The sequence below is a fragment of the Dokdonella sp. genome, assembly GCF_035511235.1.
In the GTDB taxonomy this organism is placed as follows: Bacteria; Pseudomonadota; Gammaproteobacteria; order Xanthomonadales; family Rhodanobacteraceae; genus Dokdonella.
In genome coordinates, this window is sequence record NZ_DATKFQ010000036.1 from 20,580 (window position 1) to 39,599 (window position 19,020).

A 19,020-nucleotide genomic window follows, 5' to 3' on the forward strand; every position below is an offset into this window, starting at 1 on the left:
GCGTGCAGGCCGGCGCTGCGCCTCGACGTCGGCATCCGCGGCGGCGCGCGTGGCACGATCCAAGTGCGACACGATCGATGCATCGTCTCTTGCCGCCGCGCACCGCCGCCCGCAACCGCGCCGTGCGCATCCCCACGGCTCGCGCGATACCGCACCGCACCGTCGGGCGCGATGGCCGGCGCGTGCGGGAACCCGCCTCTTCGGAACGTGAAGACCAACACAGCACGATCGCATTGGGAGTGGACACTGCGCGGTCGACGTCCATGCTTGTGCCCATGATCGTACCGGCCGATGAAACCGCGCGCCTGGCGGCGCTGCATCAAACCGGACTGCTCGACAGCGACCCCGAACGCGCCTACGACGACCTCGTCGCGATCGCGACCGGCATCTGCGGCACGCCGATGGGCGCGATCAGCCTGATCGACGCCGAGCGCCAGTGGTTCAAGGCGCGCGTCGGCATCGACGACACCGAGACCTCGCGGCAGTCGGCGTTCTGCGCGCACACGATCCTGACGCCGGAGGACCTGCTGATCGTGCCCGACGCGACGCTGGACGCGCGCTTCCGCGACCACGAACTGGTCGTCGGCGGGCCCGGCATCCGCTTCTACGCCGGCGCACCACTACGCGCCCGCGGCGGCGAGGCGATCGGTTCGCTATGCGTGATCGACAGCCAGCCGCGCACGCTCGAGCCGTTCCAGCTCGACGCGCTGCGCAGCCTCTCGCGTCAGGTCGGCGCGCTGATCGAACTGCGTCTGGCCTACCGGGCGCTGCGGCACCAGATGGACGAACGGACCTGGTACGAGCAGCAGCTGATCGCGCAGAACGAGCAGCTGGCCGAGCAGACGCGCACCGACGCATTGACCAGCCTGCCGAACCGGCGCGCGTTCGATGCGGCGCTCGCCAAGGCGGTCGACCAGGCCGAGCGCGACGGCCCGTTGTCGCTGGCGATGATCGACGTCGACCATTTCAAGATCGTCAACGACCTGCACGGCCATCCGCGCGGCGACGAGATCCTCGTCGCGGTCGCCCAGGTGATTCACGGCCAACGCGGCCGCCAGGGCTTCTGCGCGCGCTACGGCGGCGAGGAGTTCGCTCTGCTGATGCCCGACATCGGCGACGACACCGCCGAATATCAATGCGAATTCCTGCGCGAAGGGATCCAGGCGATCGCGACCGGCATCCCGGTCACCGCCAGCATCGGGCTCACCTCGTTCCGCAGCGGCGATACCGGCGCATCGATGCTCGCACGCGCCGATCAGGCGCTGTACGAAGCCAAGCGCAGCGGCCGCAATCGCGTTCTGCGGGCCTGACGCGCGATCCGCGCGGCGCCCGTTCACCACGCGCCGCCGGCTCGCCGGCGCCGTCTGCGCGGCGGGCCGTGGCCTCGATCCGTCGCCGCGCCGGCAGGCGCCTCGTCAACCGCGGCGCACGGTATCGATGATCTGCCCGACGTCGAGCGTCTGTGCGCGCTGCTGCATCTGCGGCAGATAGCGCGACTGCAGCCCGCGCGCCTCGCCGAGCATGCCCTCAAATGCCTCGCGCAGCATCTGCGCCGACAGCACGCGATTGCCGGCGTAGTAGCGCTTGGCGACATGGCCGAGCGCATAGGTGCTCGCGAAGCTCATGCCGGAACTGATCGCCTGCTTGCCGATGCCGCCGAGCAGGCGCCCGCCGATCGCGCCGAGCAGGCCGCCGATCAGCTTGCGGCCGGCCTGCTCCAGATACTGCGAGGTCAGGCCGACGCCGGCGGTGGCGAGGAAATCCTTGACGTGGCCGCGGTCGAGCTCGAAGCCGTAGGTCTTGCCGACGCGATAGACCAGGCGCATCTGCAGCGGCAGGATCGCCATCGTCGCCAGCGACTCGGGCAGCAGCTCGAGTGCGCCGTTGAGAATCGCGGCGTCGAGGATCGTCTTGTCGAGTTCGGCCTCGCTGACCGAAGCCGTCGGCCCGCCCGCCTGCAGCGGCGCCGCGGCGACCGCCTCGACCTGTTCGACGTAGCGCCGGCTCGGTTCGGCGCCGAGGCCGAGCGCCTCGCGCAGCGAGTCCAGATAGCGGCGCTCGGCTTCGGACTGCACGCCGTCGGCATCGCAGACGCACACGGCCATCTCGAACGCCAGCTGGCGCGCGCCGTCGCTGCTCAGCGCCTGCGCGGCCGATGCCATCGAGGCGCGGCCGAGCAGCACGTCCTGGTACAGCGCCGGCAGCTCGGGCGCGCCGTCGCCGGCCAGGCTGTCGGCGATGCGCCGGATCTGCTCGCGCTCGGCCGGCGCCTTGTCGCCGTCGGCGAAGGCGGCCATCAGGCTGAGGGTCAGGATCGATCTGCGTTCGGTCTCGTTCACGCGCGGTCTCCGGCCCGGGTCCGCAGACCTGCGGGCTCTGTGTCGGGGATATCGGTGGGCGGCCGGCCGGTGCAGCCGGCCGATGCGGTGCTCAGCTTACGCTGCATGGGGCGCCGGCCGCGATCGCGGCCGGCGCCCCGCACACTCAGACCACCGCCGGCAGCTTCTCGGCCGCCTCGGTCTGGACGTCGAGCTGGCCGTCGACGGCCGAGAGCCGGACCTTGCCGCCTTCGGCGAGCTTGCCGAACAGCAGCTCGTCGGCGAGCGGCCGCTTGATGCTCTCCTGGATCACGCGCGCCATCGGCCGCGCGCCCATCTGCGGGTCGAAGCCGTGCTCGGCCAGCCAGCGCCGCGCGTCGGCGTCGACGTACAGCGAGACCTGCTTGTCCTGCAGCTGCGCTTCCAGCTCGATCAGGAACTTGTCGACGACGCGCAGGATGTGCTCGAAGTCCAGCGCACCGAACTGCACGATCGCGTCGAGACGGTTGCGGAACTCGGGCGTGAACGTGCGGCGGATCACCTCCATGGCGTCGGTCGCATGGTTCTGCTCGACGAAGCCGATCGTGCGGCGTGCCGCGGTCTGCGCGCCGGCGTTCGTCGTCATGACCAGGATGACGTTCTTGAAGTTGGCCTCGCGTCCGTTGGTATCGGTCAGCGCGCCGCGATCCATGATCTGCAGCAGGATGTTGTAGACGTCCGGATGCGCCTTCTCGATCTCGTCGAGCAGCAGCACGCAGTGCGGATGCTTGACCACCTGTTCGGTCAGCAGGCCGCCCTGGTCGAAGCCGACGTAGCCCGGAGGCGCGCCGATCAGGCGCGACACCGAATGGGCTTCCATGTACTCGGACATGTCGAAGCGGATCAGTTCGACGCCCAGCTGCATCGCCAGCTGCCGGGTGACCTCGGTCTTGCCGACGCCGGTCGGACCGGCCAGCAGGAAGTTGCCGATCGGCTTGTCCGGATTGCCGAGTCCCGAGCGTGCCATCTTGATCGCACTGGCCAGCGCGTCGATCGCTGCGTCCTGCCCGAACACGACCATCTTGAGGTTGCGGTCGAGATTGCGCAGCACGTCGCGGTCGGACGCCGACACCTGCTTGGGCGGGATGCGCGCCATGCGCGCGACGATGAACTCGATCTCCGACACGTCGACGGTGCCGCTGCGCTCGGCCTCGGGCAGCAGGCGCTGGCGCGCACCGGCCTCGTCGATGACGTCGATCGCCTTGTCCGGCAGCAGCCGGTCGGCGATGTGGCGCACCGACAGGTCCACGGCGGCCTTGAGCGCCTCGGACGTGTACTGGACGTTGTGGTGCTCCTCGAAGCGCGACTTCAGGCCCTTGAGGATCTCCACGCTGTCGGCCACGGTCGGCTCGACGACGTCGATCTTCTGGAACCGGCGCGCCAGCGCGCGGTCCTTCTCGAACACGCCGCGGAACTCCTGGTAGGTGGTCGAGCCGATGCAGCGCATCTCGCCGGAGGCCAGCATCGGCTTGATCAGGTTCGACGCGTCCATCGTGCCGCCCGACGCCGAGCCGGCGCCGATGATCGTGTGGATCTCGTCGATGAACAGGATCGCCTTGGGTTCCTTCTTGAGCTGGCCGATCACCGCCTTGAGGCGCTTCTCGAAGTCGCCGCGGTACTTGGTGCCGGCGACCAGCGCGCCGAGGTCGAGCGCGTAGATCGTGCAGTCCTTGAGGATCTCGGGTACCTCGCCCTCGACGATGCGCTTGGCCAGGCCCTCGGCGAGCGCGGTCTTGCCGACGCCGGCCTCGCCGACATAGAGCGGATTGTTCTTGCGGCGGCGGCACAGGACCTGGATCGTGCGCTCGATCTCCTCGCTGCGCCCGATCAGCGGATCGATCCGGCCTTCGCGCGCCAACTCGTTGAGATTGTTGGCGAAATCACTGAGCGGATTGCCGCGCGGCTCTTCGCCGCCCTCGCCTTCCTTGCCGGCGGCATCGGCCGTGCCCGGCGCCTGGCCGGCGTCGTTGCCGATCTTGGCGATGCCGTGCGCGATGTAGTTGACGATATCGAGGCGGTTGACGTCCTGCTGGCCGAGGAAATAGACCGCGTGGGAGTCCTTCTCGCCGTAGATCGCGACCAGCACGTTGGCGCCGGTGACTTCCTTACGGCCCGAGGACTGGGCGTGGTAGACCGCGCGCTGCAGCACGCGCTGGAAGCCGAGCGTCGGCTGGGTGTCGCGCTCGTCGCCGGCCGGCAGCACCGGCACGGTCTCGGTGATGATCGAGCGCAGGTCGCGCGCCAGCTTGGGCAGGTCGGCACCGCAGGCGCGCAGCGCGGCGATCGCCGAGGGATTGTCCAGCAGCGCGAGCAGGAGATGCTCCACGGTCATGAACTCGTGGCGCTGCTCGCGGGCCTCCTTGTAGCACTGGCCGATGGTGAGCTCGAGGTCTTTGCTGAACATATACGGTGTCTCCACTTTCAACAGCCCCCGAAATGGGGCCTGTCAGGCTTTTTCCATAGTGCACAGCAAAGGGTGCTGGTGCGTCCTGGAAAACTCGTTGACCTGGGTCACCTTGGTCTCGGCCACCTCGCGCGTGAACACGCCGCAGACGCCGCGTCCACGCGTATGGACGTGCAGCATGATCTGGGTGGCACGCTCGCGGTTCATGCCGAAAAAGCTCTCGAGCACGACCACGACGAACTCCATCGGCGTGTAGTCGTCGTTCAACAGCAGCACCTGGTACAGCGGCGGGCGCGCGACTTCGGGCCGCGCCTCCTCCACCGCCAGGCTGCGGTCGTGCTCGTGTTCGCGATGGGGGTCTTGCGGTGCGGTCATGAGGAAGAAAGGCGGCGACTGGAAATCAGTATAGCGCCCAGATCGGGGATGTCCGACCAGGGTTCAAGTACACTTGCCGGCCATGAATATCGATGCGACCGGCAACCTCGCGGTGGACGAGGAGATCGACGTCTGGCGTCCGCACGTGACGGTGGCGACCGTGGTCGCGCGCGACGGCCGCTTCCTGCTCGTCGAGGAGGACGTCCGCGGGGAGACCGTCATCAACCAGCCGGCCGGTCATCTCGATCCGTACGAATCCCTGCTCGACGCGGCGCTGCGCGAGACGCTCGAGGAAACCGGCTGGGAGGTCGCGCTGACCGCCTTCCTCGGCGTTCAGCAATGGACGCGCGGCGGCAACGACCGCCAGTTCGTGCGCTTCGTGTTCGCCGCCGACCCGGTCCGCCACCAGGCCGACCGTCCGCTCGACGCCGGCATCCTGCGGGCGCTGTGGATGAGTCGCGACGAGCTGGCCGCCGCCGGCGGCCGCCTGCGCAGCCCGATGGTGCTGGCCAGCGTCGAGGACTGGCTCGCCGGACGGCGCCTGCCGCTGGACGCGATCCGCTACCTCGGCGCCACGGCCGCCTGATCGATGAGCGCGCCGCGGGTGATCGTCGGCGTCTCCGGCGGCGTCGACTCGTCGGTCGCCGCCGCCCTGCTGGCCGGCCGCGGCGAGCCGGTCGCCGGCCTGTTCATGCAGAACTGGGAAGAGGACGACCGCGACGGTCCGTGCCGGGCCGACGCCGACCGCAAGGACGCCGTCGCGGTCTGCGCGCAGCTCGGCATCGCGTTCCACGCGCGCAACTTCGCCGCCGAATACTGGGACCAGGTCTTCACGCATTTCCTCGACGAATACCGCGCCGGCCGCACGCCGAACCCGGACGTGCTGTGCAACCGCGAGATCAAGTTCAAGACCTTTCTCGAACACGCGCAGGCGCTCGGCGCCGAGCGCATCGCGACCGGCCACTACGCGCGCGTCGACCGCCGCGACGGCCGCTGGCGGCTGCTGCGCGGCCGCGACGCCGACAAGGACCAGAGCTATTTCCTGCACGCACTTGGCCAGGCACAGCTGGCGGCGACGCTGTTTCCGGTCGGCGAGCTGACCAAGGCCGAGGTGCGCGGCATCGCCCGCGAGGCCGGCTTCGCGACCCACGACAAGAAGGACTCGACCGGGATCTGCTTCATCGGCGAACGCGACTTCCGCCAGTTCCTGTCGAAGTACCTGCCGGCCCAGCCGGGACCGATCCGCACGCCGGACGGGCGCGAGGTCGGCCGCCACGGCGGCGCGCTGTACTACACGCTCGGCCAGCGCGGCGGCCTGGGCATCGGCGGCCGCCGCGACGCCGGCGGCGATGCCTGGTACGTGGTCGGCAAGGACGTCGCGGCCAACGTGGTCTACGCGGTGCAGGGCAATGCCAACGACTGGCTGATGTCGCGGCGCCTGGCCGCCGAGGACGCGCACTGGATCGCCGGCGATCCGCCGGCCTCGACGTTCGACTGCGTCGCCAAGACCCGCTACCGCCAGCCCGATCAGCGCTGCCGCGTACGGATCGGGGACGGCGCCTGCATCGTGCAGTTCGAGCAGCCGCAGCGAGCGGTCACGCCGGGCCAGTCGGTGGTGTTCTACGACGGCGAGACCTGCCTCGGCGGCGCCGTCATCGCGCGCAGCGATGCGCCATTCGGTCAATGGAACGAGGAAACGGAGCATGCGTGAGTCGCGGGTGATCGCCCTGGCGGGCGTCTTCCAGGCCTGTACGCTGGTGCGCGGCGTGGCGGTCGACGGGCGTTGCGACGCGCAGGCCGCCCAGGCCAGCATCGCCAGCGTCCTGCGCATCGATGCCGACACGCCGCAGGCGGTCTTCGGCGGCGTGTCCGGCATCCGGCTCGGCCTGGAGGCGCTGATCCGGCAGATCGAAGGCGGCGACCGCGACCTGCAGCTGACGCAGCTGGTGGTCGCCGCGCTGCGGCTCGAACGCAAGCTGTCACGCCGGCCGGCGATGCTCGAGACGCTGCGCCGCGCGATCGAGTCGGCGCAGCGCCAGGCCGAGCACTTCGGGATCGACTCGCCGTCGCTGACCGGCCGCCTGGCCGGCATCTACGCCGATACGCTGTCGACGCTGCGGCCGCGCATCGTCGTCCACGGCAATCCGCTGCAGCTCAGCCAGGAAGCCAAGGTCGAGCAAATCCGCGCCTTGCTGCTGGCGGCGATCCGCGCCGCGGTATTGTGGCGCCAGGTCGGCGGCAACCAGTGGCGCCTGCTGTTCCGCCGCCGCGAGTACGCGATGCTGGCGCGCGGCCTGCTGGCCCGCGCCACTCTCGACGCCGGCTGAGCCGGCCGATCGCGCCTCAGCCCAGGCCGGCCGGCGCGCGCTCGAGGAACGCGGCGAAGCCCTGCTGCGGCGCCTCGTCGTCGAACAAGCGCCGGCTGCGTTCGCCGATCCGTTCGGCCAGTTCGCGCCGCCGCTCGCGGTCCTGGCACAGCGCGACCGCGGTCTCGACGTAGGCGTCCTCGTCGGCCGCGATCAGCGCATCGAGTCCGAGCTGGCGCAGCATGCCGGCGGTCTGCCGCCCGCGCGCCATCGCGCCGTCGAAGGCGAGCACCGGCGTGCCGAGTCCGAGCGCATCGAGACTGGTGCCGCCGCCGGAAAACCCGAACGTATCGAGTACCAGCGGCGTCGCCGCGACGCCGGCCAGGTAGTCGGCATAGGACTGCACCGGCAGCGCGACCAGGTGGCGCCCGGCATCGAGGCCGCGCGCCGCGAACGCCGCGTCGACGCGCGCGCGGAAGCGGCGCATCAGCGCCGGCTCGCGCGCGAAGAAGCCGATGCGCGCACCGGTCCGCTCGACGATCCCGGCCAGCACCGCATCGAACGCCGGCACCAGCTTGACCGGATACTGCAGGCACAGCAGCAGCGGCGCATCGCCGGCGGCCGCGGCGAACCCGGTCGCGTCGCCCGGCGCCGCGGGGCCGCGGGGCCGCGCGCCGAGGCCCGGCAGGCGGATCAGACGCTCGCGATAATGCGCATCGCCGTCCGCCGGCTCGATCGCCTCGCCGCTCAGGAAGGCGTCGATCGTCGGCAGCCCGGTGCCGACCGGATGCCCGTACAGCGCGCACTGCAGCGGCGCCAGGCGCAGCGCGGCGATCACCTGACTGCGCGGATCGAGGCCGATCTCGGTGTGCACCAGCACGTCCAGGCGCGCCGCGCGGATCGCCGCGGCGACTTCGAGCGGATCGCCCGGCGCGTAGGCGAACGCGTGCACGCGCGCGGCCAGCGCCTCGGTCTCGGCGTCGCGGATGCCGCCGTGCCAGACCGAGACTTCGAAGCGCGCCGGATCGAGGCCGCCGATCAGGTCGTTGAAATAGCGCGACACCGTATGCCGCATGAACTGGCTGCCGACCACGCCGACGCGGATGCGCCCGCCATGTGCTCCCGGCGCCCACTCGCACGGCGCCGCCAGCTGCGGCGCGACCGCCGTCATCACGGTCGCGACGAGATCGCCGTAATCGCACTGCAACGCGGTGTTGTCGCGCGGCTGGTAGTGCAGATGGAACGGCACGAAGCCGGCCACCGCCTGGTATGCCTCGCGCAGCCGCGCCGGCGTATCCAGACGCAGGCGCGTCCGCAGCTCGGCGAGGCCTTCGGCGAAGCGTGCGCGCGCCGCGTCGATCTCGGCCTCGTCGCGCGGGATCGCCGGCAGCAGCAGCGCGCGCATCCAGCGCAGCCGCTCGGCAGTGTCCGGCGGCGGCCGGACACGCGCGAACAAGGCGCGCGACGCATCGACGTCGCCGGTCTCCTGCAGTGCGATCGCGAGCTCGAAGCGTGCGGTCTCGTCGGCCGGATCCGCCTCGCTGGCCCGCCGCAGCGACGTCACCGCCGCCTCGCCGTCCTGCGCCTGCCGCTCGGCGATGCCGCGGATGCACCACCATCTCGGATCGTCGGGCTCCAGACGCGTCGCCTCGGCGGCCGCGGCGGCGGCCTCGACGTGACGGCCCAGATCGCCGAGCAGCAGCGCTCGATTCGCGTGGGTCTGGGCACGCTCGGGCGCCAGCCGGCAGGCGCGCTCGAGCAGCGGCTCGGCCTCGGCGAGACGCGCCTGGTGGCGCAGCAGATTGCCCAGGTTGGTGGCTGCGTCGGCGTTGCCGGGCTGCCAGTCCAGGCAGTCGCGCCAGGCGCGCTCGGCGCCGGCGGTGTCGCCGCTCGATTCGAGCGCGAGACCGAGGTTGTAGGCGGCCTCGGCGTAACCGCCGCGCGCCTGCAGCGCGGCGGCGAACGCGGCGGCCGATTCGCCATGACGGCCCAGGCGCCGCAGCGCGACGCCCAGATGATTGTGCGCCTCGGCGAACGCCGGCCGCAGCCTCACGCACTGGCGCAGATGCTTGACCGCGAGCGGCGGCTGGCCGCCCTGCAATGCGACGATGCCGAGCAGATGCCAGGCGTCGGCATTGCCCGGATCGAGCTTGACCGCGCGCTGGTAGTGACTCTGTGCCAGGCCGAGCTGGCCGCTGCGATGCTGGGCCATTCCGTGGCCCAGCTGTTCGACCGCGGCGCGCCGGTCGGCCGCGCTCACGCCGGCCATCGGCATCCCGGTCCGCCCGCGGACACGACCGTCACGCGGCGACCGCGTCCGCAGCCTGCCTGAACTCGGCGATCTGGTCGAAGTTCATGTAGCGGTAGATGCGATCGCCGTTGGCGTTGATGACGCCGATGTCGGCCATGTACTCCTCGCGCGTCGGGATGCGGCCCAGGCGCGAGCAGATCGCGGCCAGCTCGGCCGAGCCGAGATAGACGTTGGTATTGCGGCCGAGCCGGTTCGGGAAGTTGCGCGTGCTGGTCGAGAACACGGTCGCGCCCTCGCGGACCTGGGCCTGGTTGCCCATGCACAGCGAGCAGCCCGGCATCTCCATGCGCGCGCCGGCGGTGCCGAGCACGCCGTAATGGCCTTCCTCGGTCAGCTGCTGCTGATCCATCTTGGTCGGCGGCGCGACCCACAGCCGGGTCGGGATGTCGCGCTTGCCCTCGAGCAGCTTCGAAGCCGCGCGGAAGTGGCCGATGTTGGTCATGCACGAGCCGATGAACACCTCGTCGATCGTGGCGCCGGCGACCTCCGACAGCGTCTTGACGTCGTCCGGATCGTTCGGGCACGCGACGATCGGCTCGTGCACGTCGGCCAGGTCGATCTCGATCACCGCGGCGTACTCGGCATCGGCATCGGGCTCGAGCAGCTGCGGATCGGCAAGCCAGGCCTCCATCTTCCTGATCCGGCGCGCCAGCGAACGCGCGTCCTGGTAGCCCTGCGCGATCATGACCTTCAGCAGCGTGATGTTGCTGGTCAGGTACTCGATGATCGGCTCCTTGGCCAGTCGCACCGTGCAGCCGGCCGCCGAACGCTCGGCCGAGGCGTCCGACAGCTCGAACGCCTGCTCGACCTTGAGGTTCGGCAGACCCTCGATCTCGAGAATGCGGCCGGAGAACACGTTCTGCTTGCCCTGCTTGGCGACCGTCAGCAGCCCCTGCTTGATCGCGTACAGCGGAATCGCATTGACGAGGTCGCGCAGCGTGACGCCCGGCTGCAGCTCGCCCTTGAAGCGCACCAGCACCGATTCGGGCATGTCCAGCGGCATCACGCCGGTCGCGGCCGCGAACGCGACCAGACCCGATCCCGCCGGGAACGAGATGCCGATCGGAAAGCGCGTATGGCTGTCGCCGCCGGTGCCGACGGTATCGGGCAGCAGCATGCGGTTGAGCCAGGAGTGGATCACGCCATCTCCGGGGCGCAGCGAGATGCCGCCGCGCGTGGAGATGAAGGCCGGCAGCTCGTGATGGGTCTTGACGTCGACCGGCTTCGGGTAGGCCGCCGTGTGGCAGAACGACTGCATGACCAGGTCCGCCGAGAAGCCGAGGCAGGCCAGGTCCTTGAGCTCGTCGCGCGTCATCGGACCGGTCGTGTCCTGCGAACCGACCGAGGTCATCTTCGGCTCGCAGTAGGTGCCGGGACGTACGCCCTCGCCTTCCGGCAGTCCGCAGGCGCGGCCGACCATCTTCTGCGCGAGCGTATAGCCCTTGCCGGTGTCGGCCGGGTTCTGCGGCAGGCGGAACAGCGTCGAGGGCGGCAGCCCAAGCGCATCGCGCGCCTTGGCGGTCAGGCCGCGGCCGATGATCAGCGGAATGCGGCCGCCGGCGCGCACCTCGTCGAACAGTACGTCGGACTTGACCTGGAACTCGGCGATCACCTCGCCGTTCTTGAGCGCCTTGCCCTCGTACGGGCGCAGCTCGATCACGTCGCCCATGTCCATCTTCGACACGTCGAGCTCGATCGGCAGCGCGCCGGCGTCTTCCATCGTGTTGTAGAAGATCGGCGCGATCTTGCTGCCGAGGCAGACGCCGCCGTAGCGCTTGTTCGGGATGAACGGGATGTCCTCGCCGGTCCACCACAGCACCGAATTGGTCGCCGACTTGCGGCTGGAGCCGGTGCCGACGACGTCGCCGACGTAGGCGACCAGATGGCCCTTCTGCTTGAGATCGCGTATCAGCTGGATCGGTCCGCGCTTGCCGTCTTCCTCGGGCTGGAACGGCGCGCCGTCGCGGCGGTTCTTGAGCATCGCCAGCGCGTGCAGCGGGATGTCCGGACGCGTCGTCGCGTCGGGCGCCGGCGACAGGTCGTCAGTGTTGGTCTCGCCGGGCACCTTGAACACGGTGATCGTCAGACGCTCGGGCACGGCCGGACGGCTGGTGAACCATTCCGCGTCGGCCCAGCTGCGCAGCACCGCCTGCGCGTTCGCATTGCCGCTGTCGGCCTTGTCCTTGACGTCGTGGAACGCGTCGAACATCAGCAGCGTTTTCTTGAGCGCCTCGGCGGCGATCGCGCCGACCTGCACGTCGTCGAGCAGCTCGATCAGCGGATGGATGTTGTAGCCGCCGAGCATCGTGCCGAGCAGCTCGGTCGCGCGCTCGCGCGAGATTCCCGCGCAGCGCTCGCTGCCGAACGCGACCGCGGCGAGATACGAGGCCTTGACCTTGGCCGCGTCGTCGACGCCAGCCGGCACGCGATGGCTCAGCAGGTCCACCAGGAACGCTTCCTCGCCGGCTGGAGGCGCCTTGAGCAGTTCGATCAGGTCGGCGGTCTGGCGGGCGGAGAGCGGCAGCGGCGGAATGCCGAGCGCGGCGCGCTCGGCGAGGTGTTGACGATAGGCGTCCAGCATGAGGGCTCCGAATCGGGCGGTGGAATGGGAAAGACAGGTGCGGCTCAGACCGATGGCACGATCAGCTTGAGTCCCTTGAAATAGTCGCGGTAGAACGCGTGGTCGCGCGTGATCAGGCCATTGCATTGCAGCAGCGCATGGGCGCCGATCAGGAAATCGGGCATCGCACGGACGCCGCCGCCACCGCGCTGGCGGTAGCGTCGCTGCATCTCACCGGCGCGCAGCGCCGACTTGGCCTCGAGCGGGTGGTAGCGGATGCTCATGTCCTCGAGCACGGCCAGCGCCTCGGCGCCGTCGCGCAGCGCGCAGCAGACTTCGGCCAGCACGATGTCGCAGACGACCACCGGGCCGGCGCTCAGGCACTGGCGCAGACAGGCCTCCGCGGCATCGGCCTGCGGGCCATCGGCCAGCAGGTCGACCAGCACCGACGAATCGATCGCGATCATCGTGCCGTCATCAGGAATCGACAGGATCGCCCGGCGCGCGATCGCGCAGCGCACGCAGCGCCTCGTCGGGCGAGGCGAAGCCGTCCAGCTTGAAGCGGCCGCGCGCGCGCGAGATCGCGTCGTCCACGCTCTTGCGAAGAATGATGCGGCTGCCGTCGAGTTCGACCTTGAGCGTGGTGCCCTTGGTCAGGCCGAGGGCGTCGCGCACGGCCTTGGGCAGGGTGATCTGGCCGCGCTCGGCCACCGTCGCTTCCATCGCATGGCTCCTCGAAGTATGCATCGATGATACGTACTTTATAATTCATACTCAAGTCCGCATACTGCGTGTCACGGGTCTTCCGACCGTGCAGATGCGAGAGTTCATCGCACGCCCACCCCACGCGGCGGATAATCGACCGCTGGTCGCGCCGGTTTCACGCGCACCGCGGGCATCCGACCGCACCGCCCCAGCCAAAGGAACGTTCCAATGAGTGATTCCTTCGCCACCCGCAGCACGCTCGACGTCGACGGCCGCAGTTACCGCTACGCGAGTCTCGCCAAGCTCGGCCAGCGCTTCGACATCGCGCGGCTGCCGTACTCGATGAAGATCCTGCTCGAGAACCTGCTGCGCAACGAGGACGGCGTCGGCGTGCTGCCGTCGCATATCGAGGCGGTCGCGCAATGGGATCCGCACCGCGAACCGGACACCGAGATCGCGTTCATGCCGGCACGCGTGGTGCTGCAGGACTTCACCGGCGTGCCGTGCGTGGTCGACCTGGCCGCGATGCGTGACGCGGTGGTCCGTCTCGGTGGCCGCCCCGAACAGATCAATCCGCTGGCACCGGTCGAGCTGGTCATCGACCACTCGGTCCAGGTCGACGCGTTCGGCAACGCCGGCGCGCTCGACCTCAACGTCAAGATCGAGTTCGACCGCAACAAGGAGCGTTACGGCTTCCTGCGCTGGGGCCAGAAGTCGTTCGACAACTTCAAGGTGGTGCCGCCGCGCACCGGCATCGTCCACCAGGTCAATCTCGAGCACCTCGGCCGCGTGGTCATGACCGGCCAGAAGGACGGCGAGCTGTGGGCCTACCCGGACACCGTGTTCGGCACCGACTCGCACACGACGATGATCAACGGCCTGGGCGTGCTCGGCTGGGGCGTCGGCGGCATCGAGGCGGAGGCGGCGATGCTCGGCCAGCCCTCCTCGATGCTGATCCCGCAGGTGGTCGGCTTCAGGCTGTCGGGCAAGCTGCCCGAGGGCGCGACCGCGACCGACCTGGTGCTGACCGTCACACAGATGCTGCGCAAGCTCGGCGTCGTCGGCAAGTTCGTCGAGTTCTTCGGGCCGGGCCTCAAGCATCTGGCGCTGGCCGACCGCGCGACGATCGGCAACATGGCGCCCGAATACGGCGCGACCTGCGGCATCTTCCCGATCGACGCCGAGGCGCTGGCCTATTTGCGGCTGTCCGGCCGTAGCGAGGAGCTGGTACGCCTGGTCGAGGCCTACGCCCGCGCACAAGGCCTGTGGCACGACGACAGCACGCCGACGCCGGAATTCACGACCACGCTCGAGCTGGACCTGGCCGACGTCAAGCCGTCGCTGGCCGGGCCGAAGCGGCCGCAGGACCGCGTGCTGCTCGGCGAGGTCAAGCAGAACTACCGCACGCACGTCGGACCGCTGGCGGCCGGACGCAAGCCGAAGAAGACCAGCGAGACGGCCGACTTCGCGAACGAAGGCGGCGCCACCGCGATCGGCAATCCGGCCAACGATCTGATCGCCGGCCGCGTCCGCGTCCAGAAAGATGGCGTCGACTACGAACTGGAGGACGGCGCGGTCGTGATCGCGGCGATCACCTCGTGCACGAACACCTCGAACCCGGCCGTCATGCTCGGCGCCGGCCTGCTCGCGCGCAACGCGGTCGCGCGCGGCTTGAAGACCAAGCCCTGGGTCAAGACCTCGCTCGCACCCGGATCGAAGGTCGTGACCGACTATCTCGAACATACCGGCGTTCTGGCCGACCTCGACGCGCTGGGCTTCTACCTGGTCGGCTACGGCTGCACGACCTGCATCGGCAACTCCGGCCCGTTGCCGGCCGAGGTCAGCAAGGGCATCGTCGAAGGCGACCTCGTCGTCGCCTCGGTGCTGTCGGGCAACCGCAACTTCGAAGGCCGCGTCCATCCCGAGGTCAAGATGAACTATCTGGCCTCGCCGCCGCTGGTGGTGGCCTATGCGCTGGCCGGCACGCTCGACATCGACCTGACCCGCGAGCCGCTCGGCATCGGCAGCGACGGACGCCCGGTCTACCTGGCCGACATCTGGCCGTCGAACAAGGACATCTCCGACACCGTGGCCGGTGCGGTCACGCCGGCGATGTTCGCCAAGAGCTATGCCGACGTGTTCAAGGGCGACGAACGCTGGAACGCGATCGCCTCGGCCGACGGCGAGCTCTACGCCTGGGATCCGGACTCGACCTACATCAAGAACCCGCCGTATTTCGACGGCATGACGATGCAGGTCGGCCGCATCGAGGACGTGCACGGCGCGCGCGTGCTCGGCCTGTTCGGCGACTCGATCACGACCGACCACATCTCGCCGGCCGGCTCGATCAAGAAGGAATCCCCGGCCGGCCGCTTCCTGATCTCGCGCGGCGTGCAGCCGGTCGACTTCAACTCCTACGGCTCGCGCCGCGGCAACGACGACGTCATGGTCCGCGGCACGTTCGCGAACATCCGCATCCGCAACCTGATGCTCGACGGCGTCGAGGGCGGCTATACGCTGCACGTGCCGTCCGGCGAACAACTGGCGATCTACGACGCGGCGATGCGCTACAAAGACGAGGGCACGCCGCTGGTGGTGTTCGCCGGCAAGGAGTACGGAACCGGCTCCTCACGCGACTGGGCCGCCAAGGGCACCCTGCTGCTCGGCGTCAAGGCGGTGATCGCCGAGAGCTTCGAACGCATCCATCGCTCGAACCTGGTCGGCATGGGCGTGCTGCCGTGCCAGTTCCGCGAAGGCGAGAACGCGCGCACGCTCGGCCTGACCGGCCGCGAGACCATCGACGTGATCGGACTCGACGACGGAGCCTCGCGCGAAGCGACGATCGTCGCGACCGCCGAGGACGGCACGCGCAAGCAGTTCCAGGTGCACGTGCTGCTGCTGACGCCGAAGGAGCGCGAGTTCTTCCGGCACGGCGGCATCCTGCCGTACGTGCTGCGCCAGCTGGCCGCCAAACCGCAGGCGTGAGCGGGGCGGCGCGCCGGTCCGTTGCGTCTCGGCAGCGGACCGGCGCGCCTACAGCACCTGTCGCCACTGCGCGTTGATGCAGCGCCACTGCCCGTCTTCGCGGCGCCAGCCGCTGGTGATCGCATAGACCGCACCGCGCTCGGGCAGCCAGCCGCCGGCGCCGCCGCTCAAGGTCGCGGTGACCGCGACCGTGGCGCGATCGCCCTGGATCTCGATGTCCGGCGCCGCGAGTACGACGTCGATGCTCGCGTGCCGCACGACCTGCGCACGCAAGAGGTTGTGCAGGCCGGCGCGGTCGAGCGTGCCGTCGGCGCCGGTGAAGTCCTCGGAGACGACATCGACGAAGTCGCCCGGCCGGCGCTCCTCGACCGCGGTCTCGATGCGCTCGAGCGCCTGGCGCAGCCGCGTCTCGTCGTCGCCGCGCGAGCAGGCCGCGAGCGCGAGGATCAGCCACGCTGCGGTGCACCAGCGGAGCGGTGTCCGGCCCCAGCCACGATTACGCATCGTCGTCGACCTCGATCGCAAAGATCGATCAAGGTAAGCGATCTTCGCCGATCGGGCCAGCGTCGCTGCGCTGCCGCTTGCCGCGCGTTCGACCTCTATGCTGCAATCGTGCGCAACGATCCGATCGCGTATGGTGCGGTCTCCGAGCTGGAGCGCCCGCGCCCGCACCGGCGTCCCCTCCCGCGGATTTCGAGGTCTCTTCATCGATGGTCAACGCTCCCGAGAAGCCCTGGCTCGCCCACTATCCCGAAGGCGTCCCGGCCGAGATCGATCCCGACCAGTACAGCTCGGTCACCCAGCTCCTCGAGGACAGCTGCCGGCGCTATGCCGCCAACCCGGCGTTCCGCAGCATGGGCAGCGATCTGACCTACGGCGAACTCGACCGCCTGAGCGCCGACTTCGCGGCGTATCTGCGCAACGACCTCGGCCTGGCGCAGGGCGATCGCGTCGCGATCATGATGCCCAACACGCTGCAGTACGCGGTCGCGATCTTCGGCGTGCTGCGCGCCGGGCTCACCGTCGTCAACGTCAATCCGCTGTACACGCCGCGCGAACTCAAGCACCAGCTGAGCGATTCGGGCGCGAGCGCGATCCTCGTGCTCGACAACTTCGCGCATACCGTGGCCGACGTCATCCGCGCCACGCCGGCCTGCCGGCAGGTCATCACGACCGCGCTCGGCGACATGCTCTCGTTCCCGAAGTCGGTGCTGACCAATCTCGTCGTCAAGTACGTCAAGAAGCTGGTGCCGGCGTACGACCTGCCCGGCGCGATCCGCTTCAAGGACGCGCTGCGCCGCGGCGCGGCGAGCACACTGGCGCCGGTCCGGATCGAGTCGGACCACATCGCGTTCCTGCAGTACACCGGCGGCACCACCGGCATCGCCAAGGGCGCGATGCTGACCCATCGCAACATCGTCGCCAACATGCTGCAGGCCTACAGCTGGATCAGCACGCGCCTGCGCGAGGGCGAGGAAGTCATCATCACGGCGCTGCCGCTGTATCACATCTTCGCGCTGACCGCGAACTACCTGGTCTTCGTCAAGATGGGCGGCCTCAACCACCTCATCACCAATCCGCGCGACATGCCGGGCTTCGTGAAGGAGATCCGCAACCTGCGCTTCACGGCCTTCACCGGCGTCAACACGCTGTTCAACGGCCTGCTCAACACGCCCGGCTTCGACCAGGTCGATTTCTCGAACCTGCGCATGACGCTCGGCGGCGGCATGGCCGTGCAGAAGGCCGTCGCCGAGCGCTGGAAGCAGGTCACCGGCGTGACCCTGGTCGAGGCCTACGGCCTGACCGAAACCTCGCCCGCCGCGTGCATGAACCCGATCGACCTCAAGGACTACAACGGATCGATCGGCCTGCCGGTGCCGTCCACCGACGCGTCGATCCAGGACGACGACGGACGCCACCTGCCGACCGGCGAGACCGGCGAGCTGTGCATCCGCGGACCGCAGGTCATGAAGGGCTACTGGAACCGTCCCGACGAGACCGACAAGGTGCTGGCCGCCGACGGCTGGCTGCGCACCGGCGACATCGCGCGCATGGACGAGAACGGCTTCTTCTACATCGTCGACCGCAAGAAGGACATGATCCTGGTGTCCGGCTTCAACGTCTATCCGAACGAGGTCGAGGACGTCGTCGCCCAGCACCCGGGCGTGCTCGAAGTCGCCGCCGTCGGCATTCCCGACGAGAAGTCCGGCGAAGCGGTCAAGCTGGTCGTCGTCAAGAAGGATCCGTCGCTGACCGAAGCGCAGCTGCGCGATTTCTGTCACGCCAATCTGACCGGCTACAAGCGTCCGCGCAGCATCGAGTTCCGATCGAGCCTGCCCAAGACCAACGTCGGCAAGATTCTGCGTCGGGAACTGCGCGACAGCGCGGCATCCTGAACGCGGCTTCTGCTACTCTTCGCGGCCCAGATGCGTCGTCCGACGCGTCGGCCCGGCGCTCGCCGGGCGTACCGTCGGGACCGACCCGGTCCGTGCCCGCTTCGCCATGCCAGAACCCGACTCGACCTCGCTGATCGACATCGACGCCACCTTCCTGCCGATCGAACAGATGCGCCAGATCTCGCGCATCACGCGACTGGACGGCGCCCATATCGAGGGTGAGGTCGAACTCGGCGAGACGCACTGGGTCTACCGCCAGCATTTCCCGAACGACCCGATCTTCCCGGGCACCCTGATCATCGAAGCAGCCGGCCAGCTGACTGCGCTGTGGGCATGGTCGACCGGACAGCGCGGCCGGCCGCGTCTGGTCCGCGCCGGCGCCGAATTCCTGCTGCCGGTCGAGCCGGACGTGCCGCGGCTGAAGCTCGAAGCGACCATTCGCCGCAAGCGCAACATCCAATTCGCGCACGTGCGCGTCCTCGCCGATTCGCGCTGCGTGGCGACGATCGATACCGTGCTCGCGGTATTGCCGCCGGCCTGACCGCCTCTCGCCGCCGCTTCCGGCGCGGCGCTTTCCGGCGCATTTTTGAGTGCTTAATGGTTGATTTGTTTGCGTATATT

At 69.4% G+C, this 19,020-nt stretch carries 15 protein-coding genes; 7 read left to right on the forward strand and 8 right to left on the reverse strand.

Annotated features, from left to right (window positions below):
* The first annotated feature begins 275 nt into the window (after window positions 1–275).
* Entirely contained in the window at window positions 276–1,310 is a 1,035-nt protein-coding gene (locus tag VMR06_RS15115; RefSeq protein ID WP_414648153.1) for a GGDEF domain-containing protein, read from the forward strand.
* Window positions 1,311–1,415: 105 nt separating this feature from the next.
* Here the strand turns inward: VMR06_RS15115 and VMR06_RS15120 are convergent, their stop codons facing one another.
* The 3 genes from VMR06_RS15120 to clpS form a co-directional block, all read right to left on the reverse strand.
* A complete protein-coding gene (locus VMR06_RS15120; RefSeq protein WP_325378160.1) occupies window positions 1,416–2,423 on the reverse strand; it encodes a YcjF family protein in 1,008 nt (335 codons plus the stop codon).
* 61 nt (window positions 2,424–2,484) lie between these two features.
* Window positions 2,485–4,761 (reverse strand): ATP-dependent Clp protease ATP-binding subunit ClpA, encoded by a 2,277-nt coding sequence (clpA, locus tag VMR06_RS15125; RefSeq protein WP_325377782.1) that lies wholly within the window; start codon window positions 4,759–4,761, stop codon window positions 2,485–2,487.
* Between the two features lie 42 nt (window positions 4,762–4,803).
* On the reverse strand, window positions 4,804–5,136 hold the full coding sequence (clpS, locus tag VMR06_RS15130; protein ID WP_325377784.1) for an ATP-dependent Clp protease adapter ClpS: 333 nt from the start codon (window positions 5,134–5,136) through the stop codon (window positions 4,804–4,806).
* Window positions 5,137–5,218: 82 nt separating this feature from the next.
* Between clpS and VMR06_RS15135 the strand changes: the two genes are divergently transcribed.
* From VMR06_RS15135 to hflD, 3 genes are read left to right on the forward strand one after another with little or no spacing between them, the layout of a single operon-like run.
* Window positions 5,219–5,722 carry an NUDIX hydrolase gene (locus VMR06_RS15135; protein WP_325377786.1) on the forward strand — a complete coding sequence of 168 codons (504 nt, stop codon included), beginning with the start codon at window positions 5,219–5,221 and terminating at the stop codon, window positions 5,720–5,722.
* Between the two features lie 3 nt (window positions 5,723–5,725).
* Window positions 5,726–6,847 (forward strand): tRNA 2-thiouridine(34) synthase MnmA, encoded by a 1,122-nt coding sequence (gene mnmA / locus VMR06_RS15140; protein WP_325377788.1) that lies wholly within the window; start codon window positions 5,726–5,728, stop codon window positions 6,845–6,847.
* Complete coding sequence (gene hflD, locus VMR06_RS15145; RefSeq protein ID WP_325377792.1) at window positions 6,840–7,463, forward strand: high frequency lysogenization protein HflD; 624 nt, start codon at window positions 6,840–6,842, stop codon at window positions 7,461–7,463. Before mnmA ends, hflD begins: the two co-directional genes overlap by 8 nt.
* 16 nt (window positions 7,464–7,479) lie before the next feature.
* On the opposite strand, the gene VMR06_RS15150 is transcribed toward hflD, so the two are convergent.
* The 4 genes from VMR06_RS15150 to VMR06_RS15165 are packed head-to-tail and all read right to left on the reverse strand — an operon-like array spanning window position 7,480 to window position 13,036.
* Window positions 7,480–9,702, reverse strand: a complete 2,223-nt coding sequence (locus tag VMR06_RS15150) for a tetratricopeptide repeat protein (protein ID WP_325377794.1) — start codon at window positions 9,700–9,702, stop codon at window positions 7,480–7,482.
* Window positions 9,703–9,742: 40 nt separating this feature from the next.
* Entirely contained in the window at window positions 9,743–12,334 is a 2,592-nt protein-coding gene (gene acnB / locus VMR06_RS15155; protein WP_325377797.1) for a bifunctional aconitate hydratase 2/2-methylisocitrate dehydratase, read from the reverse strand.
* Between the two features lie 44 nt (window positions 12,335–12,378).
* Window positions 12,379–12,780 (reverse strand): type II toxin-antitoxin system VapC family toxin, encoded by a 402-nt coding sequence (locus VMR06_RS15160; RefSeq protein ID WP_325377799.1) that lies wholly within the window; start codon window positions 12,778–12,780, stop codon window positions 12,379–12,381.
* A gap of 10 nt (window positions 12,781–12,790) precedes the next feature.
* Window positions 12,791–13,036, reverse strand: coding sequence for an AbrB/MazE/SpoVT family DNA-binding domain-containing protein (locus VMR06_RS15165; RefSeq protein ID WP_325377801.1), 246 nt, complete (start codon window positions 13,034–13,036; stop codon window positions 12,791–12,793).
* 210 nt (window positions 13,037–13,246) lie between these two features.
* On the opposite strand from VMR06_RS15165, the gene acnA reads away from it, so the two are divergent.
* A complete protein-coding gene (gene acnA, locus VMR06_RS15170) occupies window positions 13,247–16,003 on the forward strand; it encodes an aconitate hydratase AcnA (protein ID WP_325377803.1) in 2,757 nt (918 codons plus the stop codon).
* A gap of 48 nt (window positions 16,004–16,051) precedes the next feature.
* On the opposite strand, the gene VMR06_RS15175 is transcribed toward acnA, so the two are convergent.
* A complete protein-coding gene (locus tag VMR06_RS15175; RefSeq protein WP_325377805.1) occupies window positions 16,052–16,507 on the reverse strand; it encodes a nuclear transport factor 2 family protein in 456 nt (151 codons plus the stop codon).
* A 206-nt stretch (window positions 16,508–16,713) separates the two neighbouring features.
* Here VMR06_RS15175 and VMR06_RS15180 point away from each other — a divergent pair, with 206 nt between their 5' ends.
* Together VMR06_RS15180 and VMR06_RS15185 are read left to right on the forward strand one after the other, a co-directional pair.
* Window positions 16,714–18,399: a long-chain-fatty-acid--CoA ligase gene (locus VMR06_RS15180; RefSeq protein WP_325377807.1), complete on the forward strand. Its 1,686-nt coding sequence runs from the start codon at window positions 16,714–16,716 to the stop codon at window positions 18,397–18,399.
* A 106-nt stretch (window positions 18,400–18,505) separates the two neighbouring features.
* Complete coding sequence (locus tag VMR06_RS15185) at window positions 18,506–18,940, forward strand: hypothetical protein (RefSeq protein ID WP_325377809.1); 435 nt, start codon at window positions 18,506–18,508, stop codon at window positions 18,938–18,940.
* Window positions 18,941–19,020: the final 80 nt, after the last annotated feature.

What these genes read in the sequence shown, in the direction of transcription:
- VMR06_RS15115 (WP_414648153.1), top strand. Translation starts at nt 276, where the DNA reads ATGATCGTACCGGCCGATGAAACCGCGCGCCTGGCGGCGCTGCATCAA.
- clpA (WP_325377782.1), bottom strand. Translation starts at nt 4,761, where the DNA reads ATGTTCAGCAAAGACCTCGAGCTCACCATCGGCCAGTGCTACAAGGAG.
- clpS (WP_325377784.1), bottom strand. Translation starts at nt 5,136, where the DNA reads ATGACCGCACCGCAAGACCCCCATCGCGAACACGAGCACGACCGCAGC.
- VMR06_RS15135 (WP_325377786.1), top strand. Translation starts at nt 5,219, where the DNA reads ATGAATATCGATGCGACCGGCAACCTCGCGGTGGACGAGGAGATCGAC.
- mnmA (WP_325377788.1), top strand. Translation starts at nt 5,726, where the DNA reads ATGAGCGCGCCGCGGGTGATCGTCGGCGTCTCCGGCGGCGTCGACTCG.
- hflD (WP_325377792.1), top strand. Translation starts at nt 6,840, where the DNA reads ATGCGTGAGTCGCGGGTGATCGCCCTGGCGGGCGTCTTCCAGGCCTGT.
- acnB (WP_325377797.1), bottom strand. Translation starts at nt 12,334, where the DNA reads ATGCTGGACGCCTATCGTCAACACCTCGCCGAGCGCGCCGCGCTCGGC.
- VMR06_RS15160 (WP_325377799.1), bottom strand. Translation starts at nt 12,780, where the DNA reads ATGATCGCGATCGATTCGTCGGTGCTGGTCGACCTGCTGGCCGATGGC.
- VMR06_RS15165 (WP_325377801.1), bottom strand. Translation starts at nt 13,036, where the DNA reads ATGGAAGCGACGGTGGCCGAGCGCGGCCAGATCACCCTGCCCAAGGCC.
- acnA (WP_325377803.1), top strand. Translation starts at nt 13,247, where the DNA reads ATGAGTGATTCCTTCGCCACCCGCAGCACGCTCGACGTCGACGGCCGC.
- VMR06_RS15175 (WP_325377805.1), bottom strand. Translation starts at nt 16,507, where the DNA reads ATGCGTAATCGTGGCTGGGGCCGGACACCGCTCCGCTGGTGCACCGCA.
- VMR06_RS15180 (WP_325377807.1), top strand. Translation starts at nt 16,714, where the DNA reads ATGGTCAACGCTCCCGAGAAGCCCTGGCTCGCCCACTATCCCGAAGGC.
- VMR06_RS15185 (WP_325377809.1), top strand. Translation starts at nt 18,506, where the DNA reads ATGCCAGAACCCGACTCGACCTCGCTGATCGACATCGACGCCACCTTC.